General features: G+C 38.3%; 30 protein-coding genes. 16 read left to right on the top strand and 14 right to left on the bottom strand.

The features are described from left to right. Nucleotides 1-7: 7 nt before the first annotated feature. From HMPREF1128_RS05830 to HMPREF1128_RS05805, 6 genes are read left to right on the top strand one after another with little or no spacing between them, the layout of a single operon-like run. Nucleotides 8-358 carry a DsrE/DsrF/TusD sulfur relay family protein gene (locus HMPREF1128_RS05830; RefSeq protein ID WP_007525475.1) on the top strand — a complete coding sequence of 117 codons (351 nt, stop codon included), beginning with the start codon at nucleotides 8-10 and terminating at the stop codon, nucleotides 356-358. Beyond that, complete coding sequence (locus HMPREF1128_RS05825; RefSeq protein WP_007525005.1) at nucleotides 358-1,545, top strand: BaiN/RdsA family NAD(P)/FAD-dependent oxidoreductase; 1,188 nt, start codon at nucleotides 358-360, stop codon at nucleotides 1,543-1,545. Before HMPREF1128_RS05830 ends, HMPREF1128_RS05825 begins: the two co-directional genes overlap by 1 nt. A 47-nt stretch (nucleotides 1,546-1,592) precedes the next feature. Further along, entirely contained in the window at nucleotides 1,593-2,630 is a 1,038-nt protein-coding gene (rsgA, locus tag HMPREF1128_RS05820) for a small ribosomal subunit biogenesis GTPase RsgA (RefSeq protein WP_007524798.1), read from the top strand. Nucleotides 2,631-2,632: 2 nt separating this feature from the next. Then, nucleotides 2,633-3,220: a ribonuclease HII gene (rnhB, locus tag HMPREF1128_RS05815; RefSeq protein ID WP_007524108.1), complete on the top strand. Its 588-nt coding sequence runs from the start codon at nucleotides 2,633-2,635 to the stop codon at nucleotides 3,218-3,220. A 13-nt stretch (nucleotides 3,221-3,233) separates the two neighbouring features. Next, the gene (hinT, locus tag HMPREF1128_RS05810; RefSeq protein ID WP_007524766.1) at nucleotides 3,234-3,599 is read left to right on the top strand and encodes a purine nucleoside phosphoramidase; all 366 of its coding nucleotides are present in this window, start codon (nucleotides 3,234-3,236) and stop codon (nucleotides 3,597-3,599) included. A 7-nt stretch (nucleotides 3,600-3,606) separates the two neighbouring features. Beyond that, nucleotides 3,607-3,975 carry a YcfL family protein gene (locus HMPREF1128_RS05805; RefSeq protein ID WP_007525536.1) on the top strand — a complete coding sequence of 123 codons (369 nt, stop codon included), beginning with the start codon at nucleotides 3,607-3,609 and terminating at the stop codon, nucleotides 3,973-3,975. 52 nt (nucleotides 3,976-4,027) lie between these two features. Here HMPREF1128_RS05805 and HMPREF1128_RS05800 read toward each other — a convergent pair whose 3' ends face one another. Both HMPREF1128_RS05800 and trpE read right to left on the bottom strand, forming a co-directional pair. Beyond that, entirely contained in the window at nucleotides 4,028-4,615 is a 588-nt protein-coding gene (locus HMPREF1128_RS05800) for an aminodeoxychorismate/anthranilate synthase component II (protein WP_007525229.1), read from the bottom strand. A 10-nt stretch (nucleotides 4,616-4,625) separates the two neighbouring features. Continuing rightward, nucleotides 4,626-6,176: an anthranilate synthase component I gene (gene trpE / locus HMPREF1128_RS05795; RefSeq protein ID WP_007524828.1), complete on the bottom strand. Its 1,551-nt coding sequence runs from the start codon at nucleotides 6,174-6,176 to the stop codon at nucleotides 4,626-4,628. 142 nt (nucleotides 6,177-6,318) lie between these two features. Between trpE and HMPREF1128_RS05790 the strand changes: the two genes are divergently transcribed. The 5 genes from HMPREF1128_RS05790 to HMPREF1128_RS05770 all read left to right on the top strand — a co-directional run bounded on the left by HMPREF1128_RS05790 (nucleotide 6,319) and on the right by HMPREF1128_RS05770 (nucleotide 11,325). After that, nucleotides 6,319-6,936, top strand: a complete 618-nt coding sequence (locus HMPREF1128_RS05790) for an L-threonylcarbamoyladenylate synthase (RefSeq protein ID WP_007525371.1) — start codon at nucleotides 6,319-6,321, stop codon at nucleotides 6,934-6,936. A gap of 44 nt (nucleotides 6,937-6,980) precedes the next feature. Then, a complete protein-coding gene (gene rluB / locus HMPREF1128_RS05785) occupies nucleotides 6,981-8,012 on the top strand; it encodes a 23S rRNA pseudouridine(2605) synthase RluB (RefSeq protein ID WP_007525422.1) in 1,032 nt (343 codons plus the stop codon). A gap of 11 nt (nucleotides 8,013-8,023) precedes the next feature. After that, nucleotides 8,024-9,055, top strand: a complete 1,032-nt coding sequence (locus HMPREF1128_RS05780; protein ID WP_007525226.1) for a TrmH family RNA methyltransferase — start codon at nucleotides 8,024-8,026, stop codon at nucleotides 9,053-9,055. Nucleotides 9,056-9,270: 215 nt separating this feature from the next. Continuing rightward, complete coding sequence (locus HMPREF1128_RS05775) at nucleotides 9,271-9,702, top strand: PAS domain-containing protein (protein ID WP_007525154.1); 432 nt, start codon at nucleotides 9,271-9,273, stop codon at nucleotides 9,700-9,702. Between the two features lie 63 nt (nucleotides 9,703-9,765). Beyond that, entirely contained in the window at nucleotides 9,766-11,325 is a 1,560-nt protein-coding gene (locus HMPREF1128_RS05770) for a diflavin oxidoreductase (RefSeq protein ID WP_007524508.1), read from the top strand. 44 nt (nucleotides 11,326-11,369) lie between these two features. Here the strand turns inward: HMPREF1128_RS05770 and HMPREF1128_RS05765 are convergent, their stop codons facing one another. The 3 genes from HMPREF1128_RS05765 to HMPREF1128_RS05755 are packed head-to-tail and all read right to left on the bottom strand — an operon-like array spanning nucleotide 11,370 to nucleotide 13,093. After that, complete coding sequence (locus HMPREF1128_RS05765; RefSeq protein ID WP_007524495.1) at nucleotides 11,370-12,005, bottom strand: DUF421 domain-containing protein; 636 nt, start codon at nucleotides 12,003-12,005, stop codon at nucleotides 11,370-11,372. Continuing rightward, entirely contained in the window at nucleotides 12,005-12,460 is a 456-nt protein-coding gene (locus HMPREF1128_RS05760) for a DUF3290 family protein (RefSeq protein ID WP_007525133.1), read from the bottom strand. The genes HMPREF1128_RS05765 and HMPREF1128_RS05760 overlap by 1 nt, the downstream gene beginning before the upstream one ends. Nucleotides 12,461-12,517: 57 nt before the next feature. Next, on the bottom strand, nucleotides 12,518-13,093 hold the full coding sequence (locus tag HMPREF1128_RS05755) for a hypothetical protein (protein ID WP_007525490.1): 576 nt from the start codon (nucleotides 13,091-13,093) through the stop codon (nucleotides 12,518-12,520). A 96-nt stretch (nucleotides 13,094-13,189) separates the two neighbouring features. Between HMPREF1128_RS05755 and HMPREF1128_RS05750 the strand changes: the two genes are divergently transcribed. After that, nucleotides 13,190-14,041, top strand: coding sequence for a thymidylate synthase (locus HMPREF1128_RS05750; RefSeq protein WP_007524918.1), 852 nt, complete (start codon nucleotides 13,190-13,192; stop codon nucleotides 14,039-14,041). Nucleotides 14,042-14,092: 51 nt separating this feature from the next. Here the strand turns inward: HMPREF1128_RS05750 and HMPREF1128_RS05745 are convergent, their stop codons facing one another. From HMPREF1128_RS05745 to HMPREF1128_RS05705, 9 genes are all read right to left on the bottom strand, one after another. After that, a complete protein-coding gene (locus tag HMPREF1128_RS05745; protein WP_007524258.1) occupies nucleotides 14,093-14,719 on the bottom strand; it encodes a LysE family transporter in 627 nt (208 codons plus the stop codon). Nucleotides 14,720-14,722: 3 nt separating this feature from the next. Beyond that, on the bottom strand, nucleotides 14,723-15,196 hold the full coding sequence (locus tag HMPREF1128_RS05740; protein WP_007524484.1) for a phosphatidylglycerophosphatase A family protein: 474 nt from the start codon (nucleotides 15,194-15,196) through the stop codon (nucleotides 14,723-14,725). Between the two features lie 3 nt (nucleotides 15,197-15,199). After that, nucleotides 15,200-16,171 (bottom strand): thiamine-phosphate kinase, encoded by a 972-nt coding sequence (gene thiL / locus HMPREF1128_RS05735; protein WP_007524083.1) that lies wholly within the window; start codon nucleotides 16,169-16,171, stop codon nucleotides 15,200-15,202. 56 nt (nucleotides 16,172-16,227) lie between these two features. Continuing rightward, entirely contained in the window at nucleotides 16,228-16,659 is a 432-nt protein-coding gene (gene nusB, locus HMPREF1128_RS05730; RefSeq protein ID WP_007525451.1) for a transcription antitermination factor NusB, read from the bottom strand. A gap of 78 nt (nucleotides 16,660-16,737) precedes the next feature. Beyond that, nucleotides 16,738-18,081 (bottom strand): type IV pilus secretin PilQ, encoded by a 1,344-nt coding sequence (gene pilQ / locus HMPREF1128_RS05725; RefSeq protein ID WP_007525207.1) that lies wholly within the window; start codon nucleotides 18,079-18,081, stop codon nucleotides 16,738-16,740. Between the two features lies 1 nt (nucleotide 18,082). Beyond that, on the bottom strand, nucleotides 18,083-18,499 hold the full coding sequence (locus tag HMPREF1128_RS05720; protein WP_007525266.1) for a hypothetical protein: 417 nt from the start codon (nucleotides 18,497-18,499) through the stop codon (nucleotides 18,083-18,085). Continuing rightward, entirely contained in the window at nucleotides 18,496-19,044 is a 549-nt protein-coding gene (locus tag HMPREF1128_RS05715) for a hypothetical protein (RefSeq protein WP_007525057.1), read from the bottom strand. Before HMPREF1128_RS05715 ends, HMPREF1128_RS05720 begins: the two co-directional genes overlap by 4 nt. A 1-nt stretch (nucleotide 19,045) precedes the next feature. Continuing rightward, nucleotides 19,046-19,582, bottom strand: a complete 537-nt coding sequence (locus HMPREF1128_RS05710) for a hypothetical protein (RefSeq protein ID WP_007524842.1) — start codon at nucleotides 19,580-19,582, stop codon at nucleotides 19,046-19,048. Nucleotides 19,583-19,586: 4 nt separating this feature from the next. Next, nucleotides 19,587-20,219 carry a hypothetical protein gene (locus tag HMPREF1128_RS05705; RefSeq protein WP_007525166.1) on the bottom strand — a complete coding sequence of 211 codons (633 nt, stop codon included), beginning with the start codon at nucleotides 20,217-20,219 and terminating at the stop codon, nucleotides 19,587-19,589. Nucleotides 20,220-20,338: 119 nt separating this feature from the next. Here HMPREF1128_RS05705 and HMPREF1128_RS05700 point away from each other — a divergent pair, with 119 nt between their 5' ends. The 4 genes from HMPREF1128_RS05700 to HMPREF1128_RS05685 all read left to right on the top strand — a co-directional run bounded on the left by HMPREF1128_RS05700 (nucleotide 20,339) and on the right by HMPREF1128_RS05685 (nucleotide 25,641). Continuing rightward, nucleotides 20,339-22,918 carry a penicillin-binding protein 1A gene (locus HMPREF1128_RS05700; RefSeq protein WP_007524552.1) on the top strand — a complete coding sequence of 860 codons (2,580 nt, stop codon included), beginning with the start codon at nucleotides 20,339-20,341 and terminating at the stop codon, nucleotides 22,916-22,918. A gap of 222 nt (nucleotides 22,919-23,140) precedes the next feature. After that, complete coding sequence (gene aroK / locus HMPREF1128_RS05695) at nucleotides 23,141-23,662, top strand: shikimate kinase AroK (protein WP_007524434.1); 522 nt, start codon at nucleotides 23,141-23,143, stop codon at nucleotides 23,660-23,662. A 30-nt stretch (nucleotides 23,663-23,692) separates the two neighbouring features. After that, entirely contained in the window at nucleotides 23,693-24,787 is a 1,095-nt protein-coding gene (aroB, locus tag HMPREF1128_RS05690) for a 3-dehydroquinate synthase (RefSeq protein ID WP_007525129.1), read from the top strand. A gap of 2 nt (nucleotides 24,788-24,789) precedes the next feature. Beyond that, on the top strand, nucleotides 24,790-25,641 hold the full coding sequence (locus tag HMPREF1128_RS05685) for a Dam family site-specific DNA-(adenine-N6)-methyltransferase (RefSeq protein ID WP_007524363.1): 852 nt from the start codon (nucleotides 24,790-24,792) through the stop codon (nucleotides 25,639-25,641). The last annotated feature ends 25 nt before the right edge of the window (nucleotides 25,642-25,666 follow it).

The raw sequence follows: 25,666 nt of genomic DNA, 5'->3' as shown, positions 1-25,666 counted from the left end.
GAACAATATGCAAAAATTACTTTTTATTATCAATTCTGCCCCATATGGCAATGAAAGTTTTTTCAGTGGTTTACGTTTAGCACTACAAATTCAAGAACAGCACAAAGCAGAAATTAACATCTTTTTAATGTCGGATGCCGTGGTCGGTGGTCTTGCTAAACAAGCGCCATCAGAAGGCTATCATGTACAGCAAATGTTAGAAATTTTAACCTCACAAGGCGCTACAGTGAAACTTTGTAAAACTTGTACGAATGCGCGTGGTATAACTGAACTTCCTTTAGCTGAAGGGGTAGAAATTGGGACATTGATTGAGTTAGCAGACTGGACAATGCAAGCCGATAAGGTATTGAATTTCTAATGCAAGATATTGATGTTATTGTTATTGGCGCTGGCGCAGCAGGGCTGTTTTGCGCAGCGCAATTAGGTCAAGCGGGCAAGCGTGTGCTTGTGTTAGATAATGGCAAGAAAATCGGTCGTAAAATTTTAATGTCGGGCGGCGGTTTCTGTAATTTCACGAATTTAGAAGTGACACCACAGCATTATCTTTGCCAGAATCCTCATTTTGTTAAATCAGCATTGGCACGTTATAACCAGTGGGATTTTATTGCACTCGTTGCACAATATGGCATTAGCTACCATGAAAAAGAATTGGGGCAGCTGTTTTGTGATGAAGGGGCTGAACAAATCGTTAAATTACTAGAAACAGAATGTCAAAAAGGCAATGTCGAAATTTTGCTAAAACAAGCGGTCATTTCTGTCGAAAAATTTGCAAATGGTTTTGAAATTCAGACCGCTTGTGCTCGTTACCAAACCCCTCATTTAGTTGTAGCCACCGGTGGACTTTCGATGCCGGGGCTTGGCGCGACACCTTTTGGTTATAAATTGGCAGAACAGTTTGGCCTAAATGTTGTGGCACCACGAGCCAGCCTTGTACCTTTTACTTGGAAAGAGAGTGATAAGCCTTTTGTAAGTTTATCTGGGATCTCTTTGCCAGTGAGTGTCAGCAATCAAGGAAAAACTTTTAGCAATCAGATGTTGTTTACCCATCGCGGGCTTTCTGGCCCCGCAATTTTGCAGATTTCTAACTATTGGCAAATGGGCGAAAGTGTTGAAATTGATCTGTTACCTAACGCAATGATTACCGATATTTTACAAGAGTTGCGTCAATCTTCGCCGAAATTACAGCTTAAAACAGTCTTAGCGCGTTATTTGCCTAAAAAACTGGTTGAATTATGGTTTGAGCAAGGTTGGTTAAAAGAAAATACGTTAGCCCAACTTTCTAAAGCTGAACTGGCACATTTGGAACAATGGATTCATCATTGGGCATTTTTACCAAATGGTACAGAAGGTTATCGCACTGCAGAAGTGACCATGGGCGGTGTGGATACTGCCGAAATTTCTTCTAAAACAATGGAAGCCCAAAAGGTTCAAGGCTTATATTTCATTGGTGAGGTCTTGGATGTAACGGGGTGGCTCGGGGGTTATAACTTCCAATGGGCGTGGTCTTCGGCTTTTGCTTGTGCGCAGGGTATTTGTCGCGTTTAGGCAAAAATGGTAGCATACCTATATATTTTTTTGATTGAGAACAGAATTTGAGTAAAAGACGATTAACGCAAAATCAACAGCGCCGTATTCAATCTAACCACCATAAACGAATCAGTAAAAAAGAGTTTGAGTGGCAAGAAGATATGCTTGGCGAAGTGCAAACGGGCATCGTAGTTACGCGACATGCGAAGCATGCTGATGTTGAAGCGCCTAATGGAGAGATTTGCCGTTGTAATTTACGCCGAACGCTAAAAAATGTGGTAGTCGGTGATGTGGTTTCTTGGCGACAAGGAACCGCGCAACTGCAAGGTATTTCAGGTGTGATTGAAGCGATTTATCCACGCAAGAATGAGTTAACTCGCCCTGATTATTATGATGGCATTAAAGTGATGGCATCGAATATTGATCAGATTATTATTGTTTCTGCTGTGTTGCCAACCTTATCGCTTAACATTATTGACCGTTATTTGGTTATTTGCGAAACGGCAGGCATTCCCGCGTTGATTGTACTGAATAAAATTGACTTATTAAGCCCAGAAGAGCGCGAAGCGGTAAAAGCACAACTCTCTATTTATGAAAAAATTGGTTACGAAACATTATTGCTTTCTGCTGATACAGGCGAAAATATGGCTACATTAGATAGCTATTTATCGAAAGGCACCTCTATTTTTGTGGGACAATCTGGTGTAGGAAAATCAAGTTTAATCAATCAGTTATTGCCAGAAGTGCAAGCTTTAACAGGAGTGGTGAGTGATACCTCTGGTCTAGGGCAGCATACCACGACAGCTTCTCGCTTATATCATCTTCCACAGGGGGGAAATTTAATTGATTCACCAGGGATTCGGGAATTTGGTTTGTGGCATTTAGAAGCTGAGCAGATTACGCAAGGTTATCGCGAATTCCAACAAGTGCTAGGTACTTGTAAATTTAGGGATTGTAAACACGGCAATGATCCTGGTTGTGCATTACGCGAAGCAGTGGAAGCAGGTAAAATTGATCCGATTCGTTTTGAAAACTACCATCGTTTAATTGAAAGTCGAAACGAAAGTAAGAGCCAGCGCCATTTCAGAACGGAGATTGCCTAATTATGTTTATTTATCCAAAAGCAAAACTGATTGCCGGCGTGGATGAAGTAGGACGTGGCCCGTTAGTGGGTGCAGTAGTGACTGCTGCAGTTATTTTAGATCCGCAAAAGCCGATTATGGGGCTGACTGATTCTAAAAAACTTTCAGAGAAAAAGCGTTTGGCATTAGCTGAAGAAATTAAAGAAAAAGCCCGTTGTTGGTCATTAGGTCGAGCTGAGCCAGAAGAAATCGATTCGCTTAATATTCTGCATGCAACAATGTTGGCAATGCAGCGTGCTGTGGAAGGCTTGAGCATCACGCCTGATTTTGTATTGGTTGATGGCAACCGCTTACCTAATTTGTCAATGCCAGCACAAGCGGTGGTAAAAGGCGATGCATTAGTACAAGAAATTAGTGCAGCATCAATTTTAGCGAAAGTGACACGCGATTTAGAAATGGCAGAGTTAGATAAACAATTTCCAGAATATGGATTTGCAAAACATAAAGGTTATCCGACCGCTTTACATTTTGAAAAATTAAGCCAATATGGTGCTACGCCTTTTCATCGCAAGAGTTTTGCGCCAGTGGCAAGATGTTTAAATTTAAAATAAAAAGGACAGTGTTATGACTGAAAAAACTTATCAAGAAACAATTTTTAGTAAAATTATCCGCAAAGAAATTCCGGCAGATATTGTTTATCAAGATGAATTGGTTACTGCTTTTCGTGATATTTCGCCACAAGCTAAAACCCATATTTTGATTATTCCAAATAAATTTATTCCAACTGTTAATCATGTCACAGCTGAAGATGAGCAAACACTTGGTCGCTTATTTACAGCAGCAGCGAAAATTGCACAAGCGGAAGGCATTGCCGAAAATGGCTACCGTTTGATTGTGAATTGTAACCAACATGGCGGGCAAGAAGTGTTCCACATTCATATGCATTTAGTTGGCGGTGAGCCACTTGGTGCGATGTTAGCGAAAAAATAGAGGGTTTATGCGTAACGCATTATTTGTTTTTGCAATCGGTTCATTTTTTTTGACCGCTTGTGGTAGTAATCCACAAAGTTACTTGCCGGCAAAATCTAAGCCAATAGTAAATATTGAATCACCGATGGAGCAGTTTGTTGAAGTAAATGCGAAAGCGGATACCTTGACTCTAGAAAATAAAACGGATTCGCCAATCAGTAGCACGTTAAAATTCTTTTGGTATGACCAACATGGTGCAACGCAAAGTCAAGATGCTGAGAATGAAGGGTGGCAGCCGTTTTATTTGCCAGCGAAATCTCTGCTGAAGATTAACCTGATAAAACCTACGCCTGAGAGTGAAAATTATCGAATTTATCTCAGAAAAAATGTGATTTAGAAGAAAAAAGAGAGGAAATTTATTTTCCTCTCTTTTTGTTTATCTAACTAACTTATTTTTTCGCTTGTAATAACCATTCAACCGATTGGGCCAATAATTTCGTGCCTTGTACCGTTAAAATGGATTCTGGATGAAATTGGAAGCCACAAATCGGTAATGTCTGATGACGAACCGCCATAATAATATTTCCATAAGTAGCATTAACCACTAATTCCGCAGGAAGATCATCTCCCATCAATGAATGATAACGAGCAACGGGCATAGGATTGTGAATGCCGGCAAACATGGCTTGGTTGTCATGATCAATTTTAGAGACTTTACCATGTAACACGGTGCCAGTATGGACAACCTCTCCTCCTAATGCCTCAATAATCGCTTGGTGGCCTAAACAGATGCCAATCATTGGCACTTCATGTTTAAGTTGTTTAATAATCTCAATTAAGTTTCCTGCTTCTGCTGGTGTGCCAGGGCCGGGAGATAGCGCCACAATACACTCTGGGGTATTACGCGCTTTTTCTAAAAAAGCGTCTAATGGGTAGTCGTTACGAAATACGGTAACTTGGTGGCCAAGGTCGCGAAATTGATCGACTAAGTTATAAGTAAAAGAGTCAAAATTATCCACAAATAAAATATGTGCCATGGGATTTTCCTTATTTGGTATTTACTTCGGCAATTGCTTTTAAAACTGCTCGGGCTTTATGTCGAGTTTCATCGGCTTCAGATTGTGGATCTGAATCTAACACTTCACCACAACCAGCTTGAACGTAAGCCATGCCATTTTGTACGAACGCAGAGCGAATTACGATACAGGTATCTAAGTCACCTTTTGAGGTTAAGTAACCCACGGCGCCCCCATAACTGTGACGTTTTTGCTGCTCAACTTGATAGATAAGTTGCATTGCTTTAATTTTTGGCGCACCAGTGAGGGTACCCATATTCATGCAAGCTTGATAAGCGTGCAGTGCATCTAAGTCGTGGCGTAATGTTCCAACCACGCGTGAAACTAGGTGCATGATATGTGAGTAGCGGTCAATTTGCATTAAATCCACGACTCGGCGAGTTCCTGCTTCACTAACGCGTGCAACATCATTACGGGCTAAATCCACCAGCATTAAGTGTTCTGCAAGCTCTTTTTGGTCAAGGCGTAATTCTAATTCTAAGCGAGTATCTAATTCTGGATCGATATTCCCGTGAGCATCAAAACCGCGCGGGCGTGAGCCAGCAATAGGATAGATTTCTAATTGTCGGCTTTGTGAAGTGTATTTCAATGCACTTTCTGGTGATGCACCGAATAAGGTAAAGTTTTCCCCTTGCATTAAGAACATATAAGGGCTTGGATTGTTAATTTTTAGCTGGCGATATGCGGCTAAAATGTTTGGACAAGGCAAGCTAAAACGGCGTGAGGGCACGATTTGGAAAACATCGCCAATGTTTAAATGATGTTTAAGTTGGGTCACAATCGCTTTGAAATCTTCATCTTCAATATTGGTTTGCACTTCGCCTGAAGCAGCTTGTGTTGGAAGGCGTAATTCACAAGGTTGATATTTCGCTAATGTTTCACTAAAGGCTTTAGCTTCTTGCGTTAATGCGCCTTGTTCCTTTTCATCAAAACAGAAAGTATGTAAAACAGCTTGTTGTTTTTGGTGATCAACAAAGACCAATTGTTCAGCTAAATAGAAACTATAATTATGGCAACGTAAACCATCGTCTTTTAATTCAATGCCATCCATTGGAATAAAGTGCGCGACCAAATCATAGCTGAATAAACCACCTAAATAGACCGCATCTTCAGATTGCGTAAAAAGTTGGCTGACTACGCGTAGCCCATCAAACACAGTACTCGTTTTTAATTTGCTATCTTCATCTAAGTGCTGGTTAATGGTTGGAAAGGTTGCTTGCAAGCGGTCATTTTTTTCTGAAAATTTGCAAATAGGCGCTGGAGAAAGTTGTGAGAGAGCTTGTGCTATCTGTGGTAAGACGGCTTGTCCATTTGCGGTTAATGCTTCAAATGTGACTTGTTGTGCATCACAAAAAATGTGAACGGCTGATTTTGCAAAAATAAGACTTTTTAAGCTGTTTTTACTTTGAATTTCCGCAGAATCGAGTAACAGCGTATGTGAACGATTGCTGCATAAATGATAAAACGCAACTGTGGTATCTTCGTAATAAGGAATCACAGTTTGTTGAATTTGCACGGTCATAGTATTTTTCCTACATTGATTTTTGCACTATTAAACTAGTACACAAAAAAGAAGTCAAGCGCTTTTCGATGGAATTTTGAAAAGCCTATAAATCAATAGACAAAAAGCGTATAATAAGCGCTATCTTCGTCAGGAGAACATCATGAGTCAATTTTTTTATATTCACCCCGATAATCCGCAAACTCGTTTAATTCATCAAGCCGTCGAAATTATTAAAAAGGGTGGTGTTATTGTTTACCCAACGGATTCTGGTTATGCGTTAGGTTGTGCAATTGGCGAAAAAGCAGCAATGGATCGCATTGTGGCCATTCGTCAGTTACCAGAAAATCATAATTTTACTTTGGTGTGTCACGATTTGTCTGAGATTTCATTGTATGCAATGGTAAGTAATCAGTCTTATCGCTTAATTAAAAATAATACGCCAAATCCATACACCTTTATTCTACCGGCAACTAAAGAGCTGCCACGTCGTTTAATGACTAAGCGTAAAACGATAGGGATTCGTGTGCCAGATAATGCGATTGCTTTGGCATTATTAGAAGCTTTAGGTGAACCGATTCTTTCTTGTTCTTTGATGCTGCCACATACAGAAGTGACAGAATCCGACCCAGATGAGATTCGAGATTATCTAGAAAAACGGGTGGAATTGATTATTCATGGTGGCTATTTAAGTCAACAACCTACCACCGTAGTAGATTTAACAGACGAAACCCCTGTGATTATTCGCGAAGGGGCGGGTGATTTAACCCCATTTAATTAAACATTTTATTGATAGACGCTTGTGAAAGCGACAAAGGAAACCGAATGAAAACATTTCAAGTCTCACGCGCAGACAAAAAATTCGCAGATAAAACGAAAAAAGCACAGCCATTTCGTGATGAAAAGCGCCCAACAACAAAACCATTAGCTAAGAAGCCTGCTAAACCAACTCAACTTGATGCAAATCATGCAGAAAAGAAAAGTAGCGTAGAAAAAAAAGCAAAAGTGGTAGGCGAAAAGCTGCAAAAAATCTTAGCAAGAGCAGGCCAAGGTTCACGTCGTGAATTAGAAACCATTATCGCAGAAGGCCGAGTGAGTGTGGATGGCAAAATTGCAAGCCTGGGTGATCGCGTGCAAGTGAGTTCTGCCACGAAAATTCGTGTAGATGGCAATTTAATCAATTTAATTCCAACGCAAAAAGAGATTTGCCGTGTACTTATGTACTACAAACCAGAAGGGGAGCTTTGCACACGTTCTGATCCAGAAGGGCGTGCAACCGTGTTTGACCGTTTACCTCGTTTAGTGGGTTCTCGTTGGATTGCAGTAGGGCGCTTAGATATTAACACTTCTGGTCTTTTACTGTTTACCACCGATGGGGAATTAGCTAACCGTTTAATGCATCCAAGCCGCGAAGTCGAGCGTGAATATTCAGTGCGAGTATTTGGCAATGTTGACGAAGCAATGTTGCAACGATTACGTAAAGGCGTTCAACTGGAAGATGGCCCTGCAAACTTTAAACAAATTAAAGTGGTTGGTGGCACAGGGATTAACCAGTGGTTTGATGTAACTTTAACTGAAGGGCGTAATCGTGAAGTTCGCCGTTTATGGGAATCTCAAGGGGTAGAAGTGAGCCGCTTGATTCGTATTCGTTATGGAAATATCAAATTAGAAAAAAGTTTACCGCGCGGTGGTTGGGAAGAGATGGGACTTGAGCAAGTTAACTATCTGCGTGAATTAGTCGGTTTACCTGCTGAAACAGAAACAAAAGTGGATGTGACGAAAAACCGTCGTAGAGCGAACATTCGCCAAATCCGCAAGGCAGTAAAACAACATACCAAATATCGCAATAACAAATAAGCGAGCGAAGCATGAAACCAACATTCAAAGAAAAATCTGCTAAATTTCAACAAGGCAGTGAAAAGACCTCTCGCAATTTTAATGAGCGAAGCTTTAATGAACGTGATCAAAAAGGTTCAGAGCGTCGTGCTAAGCCAAAGGGAAAATTTGCAAAAGATTCGGCAAAACAGACCGCTTACAGCTACCCTTCAGAAGGCCGAAAAGCCAGTGGTGAAGGAAAAGTGAAAATTTTAGTGAAAGGTGGAAATCCGTGGCAAGGTGAGAAAGAGAAAAAAACGGGGCCACTTTCACCACGCGCACCAGAAAAAATTAAGAAAAACCGTGCTGAAGAAATGAAAGTTTATGGCGAAAATGCTTGCTTAACTTTATTTCAACAACGTCCACAAGCAATTGTTCGTCTTTGGGCAACGGTTGAAGGTGCCAAAAAATTAGGCGAAGTAACGAGCTATTTAGCTGCAAATAAAAAAGCTTATCACGTTGTAGATAAAGCAGAAATGGAACGGGTAACGGGCACGGAACATCATGGCGAAATGTGCTTGTTAGTGAAAAAAGCGCCTGCGTTGACTTTAGATGGCTATTTACAAGTGCCACGTAAACAAGATTGTTTGGTTCTGTTAGATTGTGTGAACAATGCGCAAAACGTTGGCGGAATTGTGCGTACTTGTGCATTTTATGGCGTGAAAGGGGCAATTGTTGAATCGGCTGATTCGTTATATTCAAGTGCGGCAGCGCGTGTGGCAGAAGGTGGATTAGAATTTGTTCGCCCACTTGAAACTAAACATAAAGAAATTGCTTTTGAACAATTAAGAAAAGCAGGGTATCAAATCGTGCATTTAACGCGTAGCAAACAGGCGAAATCTTTAGCGCAAACAACATTAAATGAAAAGGTTGTTTTTGTATTAAGTGAAGTGATGAGCCAAGAGTTAAGTGAGCAAGATACCTCTGTTCAACTTTCATTTGCTAATCCGCTGAACAGTGGTTTGAACATCGCAGTGAATGCAGGTGTGTTACTGAATCAATGGTATCAAACGTATTGCTTATAATGGATAAGAAATCCCCATGGGGATTTTTTTATAGAGAATTTCCCTTTGAGAGGTGCTTGAAAAAACGGCAGATAATTAAAAATGTGTAGATTTAATTTAGCCTAGCTTTACTTTATGATAATAATCGGGTATTTTGGCTTTCCCGTTTTGGGATCTTGAAGTGTATAAAAAATACACGCTAATCTAACCAATTGAGCAGACCAATGGAGTTAACTATGGCTGAACAAATTACCCCTTCAAATGACGTGCTTCTTAAAGCCGTCCACGATACTTTAGTTATTTCAACCACCGATTTACAAGGTGTCATCACTTACGCAAATGATCTTTTCTGCAAATTAACCGGCTACTCTCGTGAAGAGTTAATCGGTCAACCACATAACTTAGTACGCCATCCAGCTGTACCAAAAGAAGTTTATAAAGATATGTGGGATACGATTCAAGCAGGTAAAATTTGGACTGGTATCGTGCCTAACGTAGGTAAAGGTGGCGTGGTGTATGTTGTTGATACAACCGTTCAGCCAATTTTTGATGCAGAAGGTAAAATCACTAGCTACATTAGCGTGCGTCGCGTAATTAACGACTTAATGCAAAATTTCGACGCGGTAGAATTATCAAAAGAAATTTTTGACGATTTCTACGACAAATAAGATTTGAGCGTGCCGAATTGGCACGCTTTTATTTTATTGTGCTTATAATGTTAAGGAGAAAAAATGCGCAACGAGATTCAAAAAATTTATATAGCTTATGCATCAGAATCTGGCAATACCGAAGTTTTGGCAAAACAATTAGCGAATGAAGATTGGTTAGCCGCTTATTCGCCTACCTTAGCCACATTAAATGAATTTAATTTAAATCAACCGAAAGAGAACGATTTATTATTAGTTTTAACCAGTTCTTTTGGTGACGGTGAACCACCTGCAAATGGGGATGAATTTGTAAATAATTTAGAAAATTTAACCGCTTTACCCTGTTATTATGCCGTATTTGGTTTGGGTGATGTCACTTACGATAAATTCTGTGGGTTTAGTAAACAAGTTGATGAGTTATTGTTAAAAAAACAAGCTAAACCATTTATTGCGCGCGTAGATGCAGATTTAAATTATGCAGAAATTTTTAAACAATGGTTGCCATTATTACAACAAACATTAGCTCAAGTAGTAGATTTACCAAAAACGCATACTCTTTCTGTCAAAGTTTATAATGAGAAAACCGTTTATCAGGCAGAAGTTTTAGAAGTTAAACATTTAGCAGCATCAGATCCAGCCGTTTATCATTTACGCTTATCTTTAGCGGATAGTGGAATTTTCTATCAAGCCGGTGATTTAATTTATGTTCAGGTTGAGCAACCAGATAATGAATTAGCAAATTATGTAGATTGGTTTAATAACCTAGAAGCAAAAAATTTATTAGCGAAAAAAGAGCTACGTTTATTAAGTAAAAATGTATTACGTGATTTAAATAAAATTTTAGACCATGCAGAATTAAAAAATTTACTGAAAATCTCTAATAAAAAAGCATTAGAAGCGTATTTATATGGTCACGATTTATTTGATGTATTAACTGATTTTGATGCAGAGAAAAAGGTAACGTTAGAGAATTTAGTTGAGATTTTACCAAACTTAACCGCGCGTGCTTATTCGATTAGCTCTTGTGGTAAAACGCATCCAGATTATGTTGATTTATGTGTACGTCATGTTCACTATCAATTAAATGACAGAACTTATCAAGGTACTGCAAGTGATCAGTTAGCTAAAGTTAAAGTCGGGCAAAAACTTTCTGTTTTTGTGAAATCTAATCCAACCTTCCACTTACCGAAAGTATTAAATGCACCGGTTGTGATGATTGGCTCAGGTGCGGGCATTGCGCCACATATTGGTTTCTTGGAATATTTTGCTAATCAAGATAAGCCAAGTGCAAGCTATTTGTTCTTTGGTGAACGCTATCAGGCAAAAGATTTCCTTTATCAAGAACAATTAAAAAACTATCGGCAAAATGGTGTATTAACACAGCTTTTCACCGCGTTTTCACGCGATCAAGCGGTCAAATTTTACGTGCAAGATGCAATTAAAGCACAAGGCGAATTGATTTGGCAATTGATTGAACAGGGCGCTTATTTCTATCTTTGTGGTAGTAAATCGATGAGTAAAGCAGTGGATGAAGCGTTAATTGAGATTGCTGATCAAATCGGACACCAGCCTTATGTAGATGATTTCAATAATATTATCGCAACGCTGATTGCTGAAGGGCGATTATTTAGAGATGTTTATTAAATAAAGTAAAAAAGCTGAAATCATCAAGATTTCAGCTTTTTTATTTAGGATTGTTTATATAAATGAGGAATCAGTTTTCCATTTAAATATTCTCCAATATAAACTTGTTCAACGGTTATTTGATTTTTTTCTAATTCTTGTTTTACCCAATCTTCATCTCGGTTGAGCAGTTCTAAAATATCCGAATCAATTTGTCCATCAATAATTAGTGGATAACGCAAATCTTCATCGCCATATTGAATAATAGAGATTTGCCCATTTTGCTCGATGACGGCACGTTTTACTGTGGCGATTTCATAAATTCCAGCTGCACGTAATTTGAACATTAAATCATGTGCTGAAATGCCATTTTTCATACATTCATCAATTTGAACTTTTCCATTTAGAATTACCCATACCGGTTTGCCATCAATAATATTTTTCACAAATTGGTTATGGTTTTTAATAAATCTTAGGGTAAATACTAACAATGTCCATAAAATAAGTACTAAGATAAATTGCAATATACCGATATTATCATTGTAAATGACTGCACCAATAATTCCACCTAATACATAGTTTTGTACTTGATCCATGGCAGAGGTAGGGGCTAAATTGCCTTTTCCCATTAAATTAATTTGAAGAATTAACCCGATAATCCCAATAGTTAATTTTATGGCTAAGAAAGAGTAACTTTCCATTATTTGTTCTCCTTATCAATAAGATTGATATTAGAATTAACTAAATTAATATCTGATAAAGTATAGGCAGTAAAGTCATTATTAAAATGAACTTCAAAATATTTACTTTTAATCCCAATAATCATTCCATTAGTTAATTTTTGGTCATTAACTATCAGATCCTCATTTTTTAACTGCTGATTATCTCTTACTGAATTTAGGAATGTGATAATTTGAGAACTATCATTGGCATAGATTTGATTTTGCTCATATTGAGTATATTGAATACCAAGCAATAAAATAATAAGTAATAAAGAAATAATGCTTAAATCCCGATATTTACTTTCTATACGATGGCGTAAATACAGTGTAGAAGCTAATAATAAGGTACCTAGGGTAACAAAAATAGCAATGTATTTTAGATAATCCTGAAAATACATTTTATTTTCTAAATAAAAGTAAGTGAAAAAAGACATATGCCCTCAGCTTATATAATAGAAAAATGCAGGGAATCCCTGCATTTTTTATGTGAATTATTTATGTTTTTTTGATGCTTTGTGACTTGCTTTTTTAGGTTGAGCTTGTGGCTTTTCCTGTTCAGCTTTATGTTCATCATCAATAATGGTTTTTACACAGAGATGAATAATATCGTCTGCACCTTTGCGAATATATTCATCATCGCGAATTTGTCCTTTTTGTAAATCATGCATCGCATCATCAATTCCTTGTACCATGCTTGCTTTATCTAATAATCCCCAGCAGTTGGCATCTAGATGGTTTACATTACTTTGGAACCCCTCGGCAAATAGGATGCCGCTATAATAAGCATAAACGTTATGATCCATTAAACGATTCAAGGTTGTAGCACGAATTTGTTCAATTGGCATATTGACTTTGCCATAGTACCAGTCGCTTACGCCTTTCGTGAATGAGGCAATATCATAATTGGCAGTCACGCGGTCTTTATATGTTTGACCAGTAACGCCATAAGAGACCGCATAAGATTTATCATCAATTTGATCTTTGCTTAAACGGCTTGGTGTGTTGTTTGAACAAGCGCTTAATAAAACAGCAACACAGAGAAATAGGGCTTTATGGACTAATTTCATTTTGCTCTCCAATTTATCGTAGGGTAAATATCTGATATCTGCTATTATTCTACCCAATAAAAGGCATGTTTGCCTAAACATTTTTATGAGAACGTAATGAAACAATATTTAGCTTTATGTAAACGCATTGTTGAGCAAGGAAAATGGGTAGAAAATGAACGAACTGGTAAGCGCTGTTTAACGGTTATCAATGCGGACTTAACCTATGATGTTGCTAATGGCGAGTTCCCACTCGTCACAACGAGAAGAAGTTTTTGGAAAGCAGCAATTGCTGAATTATTAGGTTATATCCGCGGTTATGATAATGCTGCGGATTTCCGTGCTTTAGGCACCAAATCTTGGGATGCGAATGCAAATGAAAATGCAGCATGGTTAGCGAATCCTCATCGTAAAGGCACTGATGATATGGGCTTGGTTTATGGTGCCGTAGGTCGGAATTTTCCCAAACCTGATGGCGGTTCAGTCGATTTACTTCGTCAAATTGTCGATGATTTGAAAAAAGGTGTGGATAATCGCGGTGAGATTTATACATTTTATCACCCTGGTGTATTTCATATGGGCTGCTTGCGCCCATGCCTATATAGCCACCATTTTTCATTATTAGATGGCGTGCTTTATCTTAACAGTACTCAACGTTCTGCAGATGTGCCATTAGGATTAAACTGGAATATGATTCAATGCTATACCTTCTTAGCGCTCATGGCACAAATTACGGGACACCAAGCAGGACAAGCGTTTCATAAAATTGTGAATGCACATATTTATGAAGATCAACTTGAATTGATGCGAGATGTACAACTCCAACGTGAACCTTTAGCGTCACCGAAGTTAATCATCAACCCAGAGATTAAATCGTTAGAAGATTTAGAAACTTGGGTAACCTTAGATGATTTTAAGGTTGAGGGGTATGAATTTCATCCAAGCATTCAATATCCATTTTCGGTGTAAATTTTATAAAAAATAGGGACAAAATTTCTGTTTTGTCCCTATTTTTATGTTTTATTGGATGAAATATTGAATGCCTTCAAAAATGAGCAATAGTCCGAAGCCAGCAAAAACCACACCAGCTGCATTGTCAATATAGCGACTATATTGACTATAAAATTGTCGAATAGGCTTGCGAGAGAAGAGTAAGGCAACTAAGCAAAAATAGATGAGTGTTGAAATTACAAAGAGCAGCAATAATTCGATTTGTAAGTGTAATTCACTAAAATTACCTAGGAAGCCTGAAATAACGCTAGTAAAGTAAGCACCTGCTTTAGCATTGAAAATGTTGATCATCAACCCTTTTCTAATTTCAGTGAGGCTGTGTAAAGCGGTCTGATTTTCACTGTTTTTTGCAAATGTTACATTATCTGAAATGCGTAACATACTTATGCCGATGTAAAGTAAATAACTTCCCCCCACAACCATAATCACATATTGCACCACATCGCCTAAATGTTGTTTTAGCCACACTAATCCAAAAATAGAAAAAGCTGCCCAGAAGATAATTCCGAGTGAAATTCCAATAGCGGCTAAAATGCCTGCACGAATAGAGTGACTGGCAGATTGGCGAACAACATAGAAAAAATCTGGGCCGGGGCTTGCTAGTCCAGCCAAATGAATCAATAAAATATTTAACATTGTTTAGAAAAAGAAATGAATCAGCCAAAGTGCGGCAAGGGCAAAAATGGCAGCAAAAATATCGTCCACCATAATGCCTAATCCGTTTTCCAGTTTTTCATCAAAGTAACGGATAGGGAATGGTTTGAGAATATCGAAAAATCTAAAACTTATAAATGCCAATAAATAATAGAAATTATCGTAGGCAGGGAGTAGGCAGAACATTAAAAAGATAGCGACGATCTCGTCCCAAACAATCCTCCCATCGTCATGAACATTGAGATCTTGGCTTGTTTTATCACAAATATAAATGCCGGCAATAAAGCTAATAATAGTTAAAACGGCAAAGAAAAAGGCAGAGTGCGTCAGTTGCCATAATAAAATGGACACCAAAACACCAGCAAGGCTTCCCCAAGTTCCTGGAGCCGGCTTTAATAGGCCTGAACCAAAACCAAAAGCAAAAAAATGAATAGGATTTTTTAAATTAGGTGCTTGCATAAGTTATCCATGAAAATGATCGAAACCACTTTGAGTAGGCGTGGAAATGATTTTGCCATTTTTTTGTAAAATTAGACCGCTTGTAGCGGGCAAAATCCGTCCAATACAAGTGACTAAAATACCTTGGCTACGTAATAATTGCTGCATACTTTCTCGTTTTTCATCACTTACAGTAAAACAAAGCTCATAATCTTCCCCACCAGTTAAGGCAAAGTTTTCAGCTTCTGCTTCGCTATAATTTTCACGCAAATGCCGAGAAAGTGGCAGTTGGTCGAGATAAATTTCAGCCCCTACTTGGCTGCGTGCTAAAATATGCCCAAGATCGGCAATTAGTCCATCTGAAATATCAATCGCACAATAAGAAAAAGGGCGTAATGCTAAGCCTAATTCGACACGCGGTGTCGGGCGCAAGTGACGCTGGCACAAATAGCGGTCGGGTTCTGATGATGTTTTACCATTTTTATTCAGTAAAATATCAAGACCTGCAGCACTATCGCCTAGTGTGCCAGAAACAAAAATCCAATCTCCAACTTTTGCTTGATGGCGAAATAGCCCTTGTCCAGTTGGCAAAATACCTTGTGCCGTTAAAGTTAAAGATAGCGGCCCTTTGGTTGTGTCTCCACCAATCAGCTGGGTTTGATAGCGATCTAAAATGGCAAATAAACTTTGGCTGAATTCTGCCAACCAATGTTCTTCTACTTTGGGTAAAGTGAGCGCTAATGAAACGTAGCGGGGCATTGCCCCCATCGCTGCTAAATCACTTAAATTTACAGCAACAGTTTTATAGGCTAGATCGGCTGCTGAAATATTCGGAAGAAAGTGAGTACCTTCGACTAAAGTATCTGTTGTGATGGCAAGGCAGTGTTGCGATGGAATTTCAATGAGCGCGCAATCATCGCCAATTGATAATGGCAAGTCATTTGATTTCTGATGAGGTCGCGTAAAATAGCGTGAGATAAGATCAAATTCACCCATATTTACTCCGGTTTGATGGAATAAAAAAGGTAAGCGAGGCTTACCTTTTGCTTTGATTATTTACGACCTAAAGCCGGTGCTAATTTATCTAAAATACTGTTGATGTATTTGTGGCTATCATCTGAGCCGAATGCACGAGCAACTTCAATAGCTTCGTTAATCACGACTTTGTAAGGTGCATCTAATTCAAATTGTAATTCATAAGCCGACATTCTAAGTACGCTACGTTCAATTGGGTCAACTTCGTTTTCATCACGGTCTAAATAAGGACGAATTGAAGCATCGACAGCTTCAATGTTTGCAACAGTGCCACGAAATAACTTGCGGAAATAAGGCATATCTACTTTAGCTTCAATTTCATCTTCACCCGCGAAAGCATCGGTAACAAAAGCTAGTTCGATTTCTTCTGCGCTATTTTGTGAAATTGACCAAGAATATAGAGCTTGTACGGCACATTCGCGTGCACGACGACGGGGAGAAATTTTCATAACACCTCAGTTGTTAAATTAAGATAAATAAGGCGCTATCGAGGCGCCTAAAATTATCAAAGATTTTAACATAATTTCCTATTTTATGTGAGGTTTATTTGCCAGCGCTGGCTTGGAGGTCGAGTTGGGGAATTTCACGGCCATATCACCAGATTTCACAATATAAGGGGTAACAAAGATAACTAATTCTCGCTTAGTGATTTGATCTTTTTGATAACTAAATAAATGCTTAATAAACGGAATTGAACCTAATACTGGCACGCGATCGGCATCTTTTGTTGCTAGATGCTGGAAAATACCACCTAATACAATCGTTTCGCCATGTTTTGCAAAAACTTGCGTGTTAAGTTCTTGTTTATCAATAGGTGGTGCATTTGTGCCATTACTACTTGCAACGGCAGATTGTCCTTGGGAGTTTTGTGTTACCACTAAATCCAATAAAATTTGGTTATCTTTTGAAAGATGTGGCGTGACTTCCAATCCTAAAACCGCTTCTTTAAATTCCACATCATAGGTTTCCGATTTTCTATCATAAATAGCATAAGGAATTTCTGTGCCCTGTTTGATGCTTGCAAGTTTTTTATTAGTCGTAAGCAATCTTGGACTAGCAATAATCTCCACATTATTTTCTTGTTCTAATGCTGAAAGTTCTAAATCCAGTACACGCGAGTTTATGCTAGCAATTTGTAGCACGGCAGACGCGCCACCTGAAACAGGAAAGTTCACATTGAGATTTTGTGTAGAGGCAATACCATTTCCTTCAAGTTTTCCTCCCAAACGATGATGATTGGTATCTCCAGATAATACACCCCAGCGTACGCCGAGTTCTTTTAAATTTTCACTACCAATTGTTACAATACGAGCTTCAATCGCAATTTGTTCAGTTGGTTGGTCAAGCTGCTGAATAAGCGCAGTAATATTTTTAATCGATGCTGGACTGTCTTTAATGATGAGACTGTTACTTCTATCATCAAAATGTAAATATCCTGCTTCAGAAAGTACATTACCGCTCCCTTTAGTTAATGATTCAATGACTTCAGAGGCTTTCGCATAATGTAATTTAATTGTTTTAGTAAGTAATTTGGGTTTGCTTTCTAAAACCGTTTCTGTATGCGTTATTGCTACAGGGGTTGTTTCACTTGAATGCTCAGGTTTGTGTGAAAGATAAAAAATCCCTTGCTCTTGGGTAAGTGATAATTGGTTAATTTTCGCAATACTTTTGAGAATTTGAGAAAAGTTGCTCTCTTTTAGGCGTAGTGTTGTTGTACCAGAGATATCATGGTTAATCACCATGTTTTGTTGAGTCTCTTCGGCTAAATAGCTAAGGACTTCTGCCGTTGGGGCTTCTTTTAAAACCAAGGAAATCGGCTCAGCTGCTAAAGGTAAACCGAGTAATAGCGTTAATAAAAACCATTTTTTCATATTATAACCTTAGTGTCATTTGATGCGGTTTTGCACAATCTTCAGTGAGTCCCCAATGGATATACTTAACTGCTGTGAGATCAATAGAACTTATTTCAATCAATTGTGCTTCTAAATAATCATTTTTATTTAAAATCAGTAATTTATTATCTTTATTTTTAAATAGTGCTTTAAAATTATGGTTAATCTTAACTAATCCCACTAACTTTAAATCTTCGAATTCCTCTGTAAGATTGATTCGATTTAAATTTTCTGATAATTCACAATTAGGCATTGATTTATTATTCAAGATTTTATTAGGCTTATTGTGTGTAATTTCGACAACAGAAGATGTCGTTTCAGATTTTGTTTCACCATAAAATGGATCTGCCAAAATGGCTTGGCTAAATAATATTAAACTTATTAGATATTTCTTCATTTTGCTTCCTTATTCGTTGTATTTCCTGTATTGACTAAGATTAAGGTGGTATGTAATTGCAGTTGTTTTTCTTCTGGTTGTTTAGTTAATACAATCGTTTGTGGTCGTAGTGTTTCAAATTCATTCAACGCTTTGATCACGTTGAAAATAATTTGGGATTTTTGTGTAGCAATTAAGGTTAACTGTTTATTTTCCTCTGTATGCCATTGCAAGCTTTCTATCGGCGTACGGTATTGTTTTAGTATGTTTTCTACTTGTTGGCTCAGTTGTGCAAGTTGATTGCTTTTATTTTCTTGCATATTTTGATGTTGTTTCATCGCTTGATATAGCGTTTGTTTTTGCTGATATTCTTTAGCAATATTTTGTATTTCTTCTTGGCTATTTTTGACCAAATTCAGCGTATGTAGCCAGTAAGTTAAAGTAGGTAAAACAATAAGGAAAAATAGTGCGGCTAGAATTAAACTAAAATGCCGATTTAATATGGAAAAAAATTTAAATAGTGTGCTGTTAGGTTTGAGGTAATAGGAAGTTATCCAATAAATCATATTATTCTTCTTTTATCTCTTCTGAAACGGTCAGGCTAAATTCGACATTGCTTTCATTAGCATGCAAATAATCTAAGGTGAATTGTTTTCCTTGTGCATGAAGGTAATCTTGTAAGGTATTTAATTCCGCTTGGCTCTGATATTTGCCAATTAACTTCATTTTTTCTCCTTCTTCAATATAGATTTGCACGTTCTCTAACCCACCATTTTGAGACGGAATTTGCCAAATAAGAGAAAGGGCATGTTCAATATATTGTTGACTTAATGGGGTAGTGATCATTTCAGTCTGATTTTTTAAATTTTCAATTAGCTGATTTACTTTAGCTAGCTGTTGTTTTTGTTCATTCAGCTGAATATGCCGTTGCTGATATTCACTTAAAGCCAATTGATATTGTTGATAAAAGAAAAGGCTTCCTAATAAACTTATTAACAATACTGTTGTCATTTTTATCAGTTGTTGTAAACGTTGTCTCGCCCATTGTTTTTGATGAAAATCAGTTAAATTCAGGCCTTTTTCAAGCAAGATAGGTGTATTCATCTATTTAACTCCAAAGTGCTGCGCCAAGGGCAGTTAAATAAAGTGGATCGTCATTTATCCCCAATCCCTGAGGGACATCTGAGAAAATAGGCTCATGTGCTTTAAATTGAACCGTTTTGCCTCGAAAGTGATATTGGTTTTCGGTGGATTCAGGATAAAGAAAATGTAAAGCTCGTTGAGCGCAATGCAGCTCACAATCTAAAATGGTTGACGTATTGAGCATCAACGGTTGAGCAAAATTTTTCCTTAGTGCGTAAATGACGATGCGCACACTATCGCTTTCAGTAATAGGTTCGATCAGATAATCAAAGTAGATCTCTTCAAGCACAATAGGTAATTCTTGTTTGAGCACTTGGATGATTTGTCGATAAATAATGTCTTGATTCGCTTGTTTGGCTAAAAAGAGTGATTTTCGCCAGATGTAATGGTGAGGAATGGGGCGAATAATTGTAAAATTTTTCAAATTTCCGACCGCTTGTTGGCAAAGTAATTCAGCAGAATAGGGTTTTTCTTGCCAAAGAACTGTAGGCATTTCTGCCTGCAAATGCACTAAACAATAGCGAGAATCGTCTTCAGAGAGACCAATTTGTTGCTTTTTTATGCTTTTCGAGGTGTTTAAGCGTGGAAATAATGACATAAATTTCGACTTATTACGTTTAATTGACAAAATTAGCGTGTTTTTCGTTTATACTACAAAGATATGAGCCAATATATTGGTTATTTTTTTCTTGTCATTTATCAAAAGAGATTTTTTCGATGAAGATCGCAAAAATAATATTAAGTGCTTTACTTTCATTGGTAGTACTAGGTTGTATTATCGGTGGATTATTTTATGTGCATATTAGAGATGGCTTGCCAGATGTTTCAACGCTGAAAAATGTTGAGCTACAACAGCCAATGCAGATTTTTACCGCTGATGGAAAATTAATCGGCGAAGTGGGTGAAGAGCGCCGCATTCCAGTGAAATTAGAAGAAGTACCGCAAAAGCTTATCGATGCGATTATTGCAACGGAAGATTCGCGTTTCTATGAGCATAAAGGCATCGATCCGAAAGGGATTTTACGTGCGATTTATCGTTCTAGCCAAGGCGATACGCAAGGTGCGAGTACAATTACACAGCAATTAGCAAGAAACTTCTTCTTAACGCCAGAGCGTAAATTCGAGCGTAAAGTGAAAGAAGCGGTACTTGCATTAGAAATTGAAAAGGTACTCACAAAACAAGAAATTCTTGAGCTTTATTTAAATAAAATTTATTTAGGCTATCGCTCACATGGGGTCGCAGCCGCTGCGAAAACTTATTTTAATAAATCACTTGATCAGTTAACGCTAGGTGAGATTGCTATTATTGCCGGTTTACCAAAAGCGCCTTCAACAATGAACCCGATTTATTCGGTTAAACGTGCAGAAGCGCGTCGTAATGTTGTGTTAGGACGAATGTTAGAAGTCAACAAAATTACGAAAGAAGAGTATGAAGCGGCGAAAAAAGAACCAGTGAAAGCAAGTTTTTATGGCACTGCGTTTGAATTTAGAGCTGATTATGTTACAGAAATGATTCGCCAAGAGATGGTAAAACGTTATGGCGAAGAAGTCGCTTACAATAAAGGTTTTAAAGTTTATGCGACAGTGCTTTCTGCCGATCAACGTGCAGCACAAGAAGCATTACGAGATAACCTGATTGCTTATGACCGTCGTCATGGTTGGCGTGGTGCGGAAAAACTTTGGACCGGCAACAATGCGTGGGACGAAGAAAAAATTATTGAACATTTAAGTAAATTGCCAAATTCTGAACCATTTACTGGCGTAGTTGTTACAGAAGTGAATAAAAACAGCTATACGATTATGTTACCAAATGGTGATAAAGCAGAGTTGAAGAAAAACAATGCATCATTTGGCAAATTAATTAAATTAAATGCAGGTGAACAAATTTGGGTGCGCCAAGGTAAAGACAAAGAGTGGAACTTAGGCCAAGTACCTGCGGTAAACTCAGCATTAGTTTCATTAAATAGTGATAATGGTGCTATTGAAGCAATTGTGGGTGGATTTAGCTTTGAGCAAAGCCGTTTTAACCGTGCAACGCAATCATTGGTTCAAGTAGGTTCATCTATTAAACCATTTATTTATGCAGCCGCAATGAATAAAGGATTGAGCTTATCTTCAACTGTAAGTGATGCGCCAATTACTATCAATAAACCAGGGCAAAAAGCGTGGACACCGAAAAATGCGGATGGCCGTTATGAAGGCCCGCTTCGTTTACGTGTAGCACTTGGCAAATCTAAAAACATGGTGGCCATTCGTACCTTACAAATGGCAGGAGTTGGCTATGTGGCAGACTATCTAGAACGCTTTGGTTTTAGTAAAGATCAATTTGTTGCGAGTGAAGCGCTTGCATTAGGTGCGGCGTCTTTTACGCCACTTGAAATGGCGCGAGCTTATGCCGTATTTGATAATGGCGGTTATTTAATTGAACCATATATTATTGATCGCATTTTAGATGCGCAAGGTAATGAGTTATATAAAGCAAATCCAGTGGTAGCTTGCGTAGAATGCGATAATATCAATGTTGTGTATCCTGAACCGGAATATTTTGATAATGTTCAGATTCACGATGAAAGCCAATTAACAGCAAATTTAGGCGAGAATCAAGTAATTGTGGAAGAGGAAGCTTCAGAAGAGGAAGCGACAGATACGGATCCACAAATTGATAGCAAAGTGAAAAATGATGCGCCAGAATTGATGACGGCAGCAGCTGATGGTAATAGTGCCGTCCGTTATGCGCCACGTGTGATTCGTCCTGAATTAGCATTTTTAATGCGTAGCGCATTAACTTCAGCAGTTTATGGTGAGCCAGGACAAAGTTGGAACGGTACCAGTCGAGCTTTATCAAAAGAGTTTAAGCGTAAAGACATTGGTGGAAAAACGGGAACAACCAATAACTCGAAAGTCACTTGGTATGCTGGATTTGGTGCTAACATCGTCACCACTGTTTATGTTGGATTTGACGATAATAAATTGACCCTAGGACGAGGCGAGAGCGGTGGTAAAACCGCAATGCCAGCATGGGCGAAATATATGAAAACTGTGCTAGCTAATAAACCAGAGCGTAAATTAGCAACACCGGCGAATATCGTTGAAGCAAAAATTGACCCTATTAGTGGTTTTTTAGGTAGCACATTAACGGAATACTTCTTAAAAGGCACAGAGCCAACGAAGAAAGTTGTGGTAGAGCAAATCTATCAAGCGCCGATTTCAGATCCGAAACGGATGCATATTGAACAACGGTTAGGCTTACCTTCGAAAGGAGTGCTTTCATCTCCAAGTGTTGGTGAGTTATTCTAATAAAAGTGCGGTTTATTCGCGGATAAGGTTGAAATTAGGTGTGGTTTCTTGCGATAATCACGCCTAATTATTTTTGGGCGATTTGTGGTATTTTTATATAATTAGTCGAAACTCCATTTTGGAAAAAATTTCGGAAAACAGACCGCTTGTATGAATTGATTTCTGCAAGTGGTCGTTTTTTCTTCACAAATCGGAATGTTATTTAAATAAAGAAGAAAGAGAATGGCTGAAAAACGTAATATTTTTTTAATCGGTCCAATGGGCGCGGGAAAAAGCACGATTGGTCGCCAATTAGCTCAAATGCTGGGTATGGATTTTATCGACTCAGATGCTGTGATTGAAGAACGTGCTGGCGCAGATATTGATTGGATTTTCGATGTTGAAGGGGAAGAAGGTTTTCGTAAGCGTGAAGCACGCATCATTAACGAATTAACGCAAGGACAAGGTATTGTCCTTTCAACGGGCGGTGGTTCAATTTTATCGAAAGAGAACCGTAATGTTTTATCAGCGCGTGGTATTGTTATCTATTTAGAAACAACGGTAGATAAACAATTTGAACGTACTCAGCGTGATAAAAAACGTCCATTGTTACAAACGGAAAACCCGCGCCAAACTTTAGAAGAGTTAGCGAAAATTCGTAATCCTCTCTATGAAGAAATTGCTGATATTGTTTTACAAACCGATGAGCAAAGTGCAAAAGTGGTGGCAAGCAATATTATTGATTTAATTGATAATCTGCAGTAAAGCAAATCGAATCCAGTTTGAGGAGGCAATATGTTGCAAGTGAATGTGGAATTAAATACGCGTCGTTACCCTATTACTATTGGGAGCGGATTATTGTGCGATCCTAGTTATTACGCGCCATTAAAAGCGGGTGATAAGGTGATGATCGTTTCAAACCCAACTGTTGCACATCATTACCTCCAAACGGTAGAGAAAACCTTAAAACAATTAGGTTGCCAAGTTGATCATGTGCTTATTCCAGATGGTGAGCAATATAAAACCTTGGAATCATTAAACTTAATTTTTACAGCACTATTAGAGAAAAATCACAACCGTGATACAACTATTATTGCGTTAGGTGGCGGTGTGATTGGTGATATTGCTGGATTTGCAGCAGCAAGCTATCAACGTGGAATTCGTTTTATTCAAATTCCAACAACCTTATTGGCACAAGTTGATTCTTCTGTGGGTGGAAAAACAGGCGTTAATCACCCGTTAGGCAAAAATATGATTGGTGCCTTTTACCAACCTATTTCTGTCATAATTGATACCGATACGCTACATACCTTAGAAAAACGCCAAGTAAGCGCTGGTTTAGCTGAAGTGATTAAATATGGGGCGATTTTTGATACGGCATTTTTCCAATGGTTAGAATCACATATTGATGAACTGGTTAGCTTAAAACAATCGGCATTAGAGTATTGTATTCAGCGTTGTTGTCAACTTAAGGCAGAGGTTGTTGCGCGTGATGAAACGGAAAAAGGTGATCGCGCATTACTTAATTTAGGACATACTTTTGGACATGCCATTGAAGCGCATATGGGTTACGGTAACTGGTTACATGGTGAAGCCGTTGCGGTAGGTTGCTTAGAAGCTGCGGCGCTTTCACATATTTTAGGGGACTTAACCGAAGCAGATGTTGCTCGTCTTGAGCGCCTATTTGCTCGAGCTGTGTTGCCAACGGTTTCGCCAGATAATATGCAACCGCAAGATTATTTACCTTATATGTGGCGAGATAAAAAAGTACTGGGTGGTCAGCTACGCCTTATTTTATTAAAGTCGCTTGGTCAGGCATACATTACTGCACAAGCTAGTGAAGCCCAAGTCATTGCTGCTATAGAACGCTTTAGCCAATTTGATAACTAACGATGAGTAATACCAAGCAACGTGCTTTTTTGAAGTGGGCAGGCGGAAAATACCGACTCACTTCAGAGATTCGACAATGTTTGCCCCCAAGTTTAACTTCGGGGGCTTGTTTTGTTGAGCCGTTTGTGGGGGCAGGTTCTGTGTTTCTTAATACAGACTTTGAGCGCTATTTATTAGCAGATATCAATCCGGATCTCATCAATTTGTTTAATGTGGTTAAAGCGGATGTGAATGAGTATATTCGTCAAACTAAAGCGCTATTTTTACATCCAAAAGCCAATAGCAAAACCTTTTATTACCAGCAACGTCAAGCATTTAATCAATCAAATGATCAGGTTGAACGCTCGGTGTTGTTTCTCTATTTAAACCGTTTTGGGTTTAATGGTTTATGCCGATATAACCAAAAGCTACAATATAATGTTCCATTTGGACGTTATAAAAGCCATTATTTTCCTGAAACAGAGTTACGTTTTTTTGCAGAAAAAGCTCAACGAGCAGAGTTTATTTGTGCGGATTTTCATCATGTGTTTGATCGTTTATTGCAAGCATTTGAGAATGGAGAATCGGATTTTGTGGTCTATTGTGATCCGCCGTATGCGCCAATTCAGCAAGAAACGAATTTTACCCAATATGCGGGTGGTGGCTTTACGCTTATTCAGCAAGAGGCATTGGCTGAGCGAGCAAAACAGGCACAAGCGCGTGGTGTGCCGGTACTGATTTCCAATCATGATACGCCATTTACTCGGCAAATTTATCAGGGGGCAAGATTTAAAAGTATTAAAGTACAGCGCTCAATTGGGCAAAATGCGACATCACGAGTGAAAGTCGATGAATTACTAGCCCTTTTTTGCTAGTGAATTGATTAAGTAAATTGTAAGT

The organism is Haemophilus sputorum HK 2154 (assembly GCF_000287615.1).
In the GTDB taxonomy this organism is placed as follows: domain Bacteria; phylum Pseudomonadota; class Gammaproteobacteria; order Enterobacterales; family Pasteurellaceae; genus Haemophilus_A; species Haemophilus_A sputorum.
The sequence above is the reverse complement of the archived record's forward strand: the minus strand, read 5'-3'. Positions and strand labels throughout refer to the sequence as shown.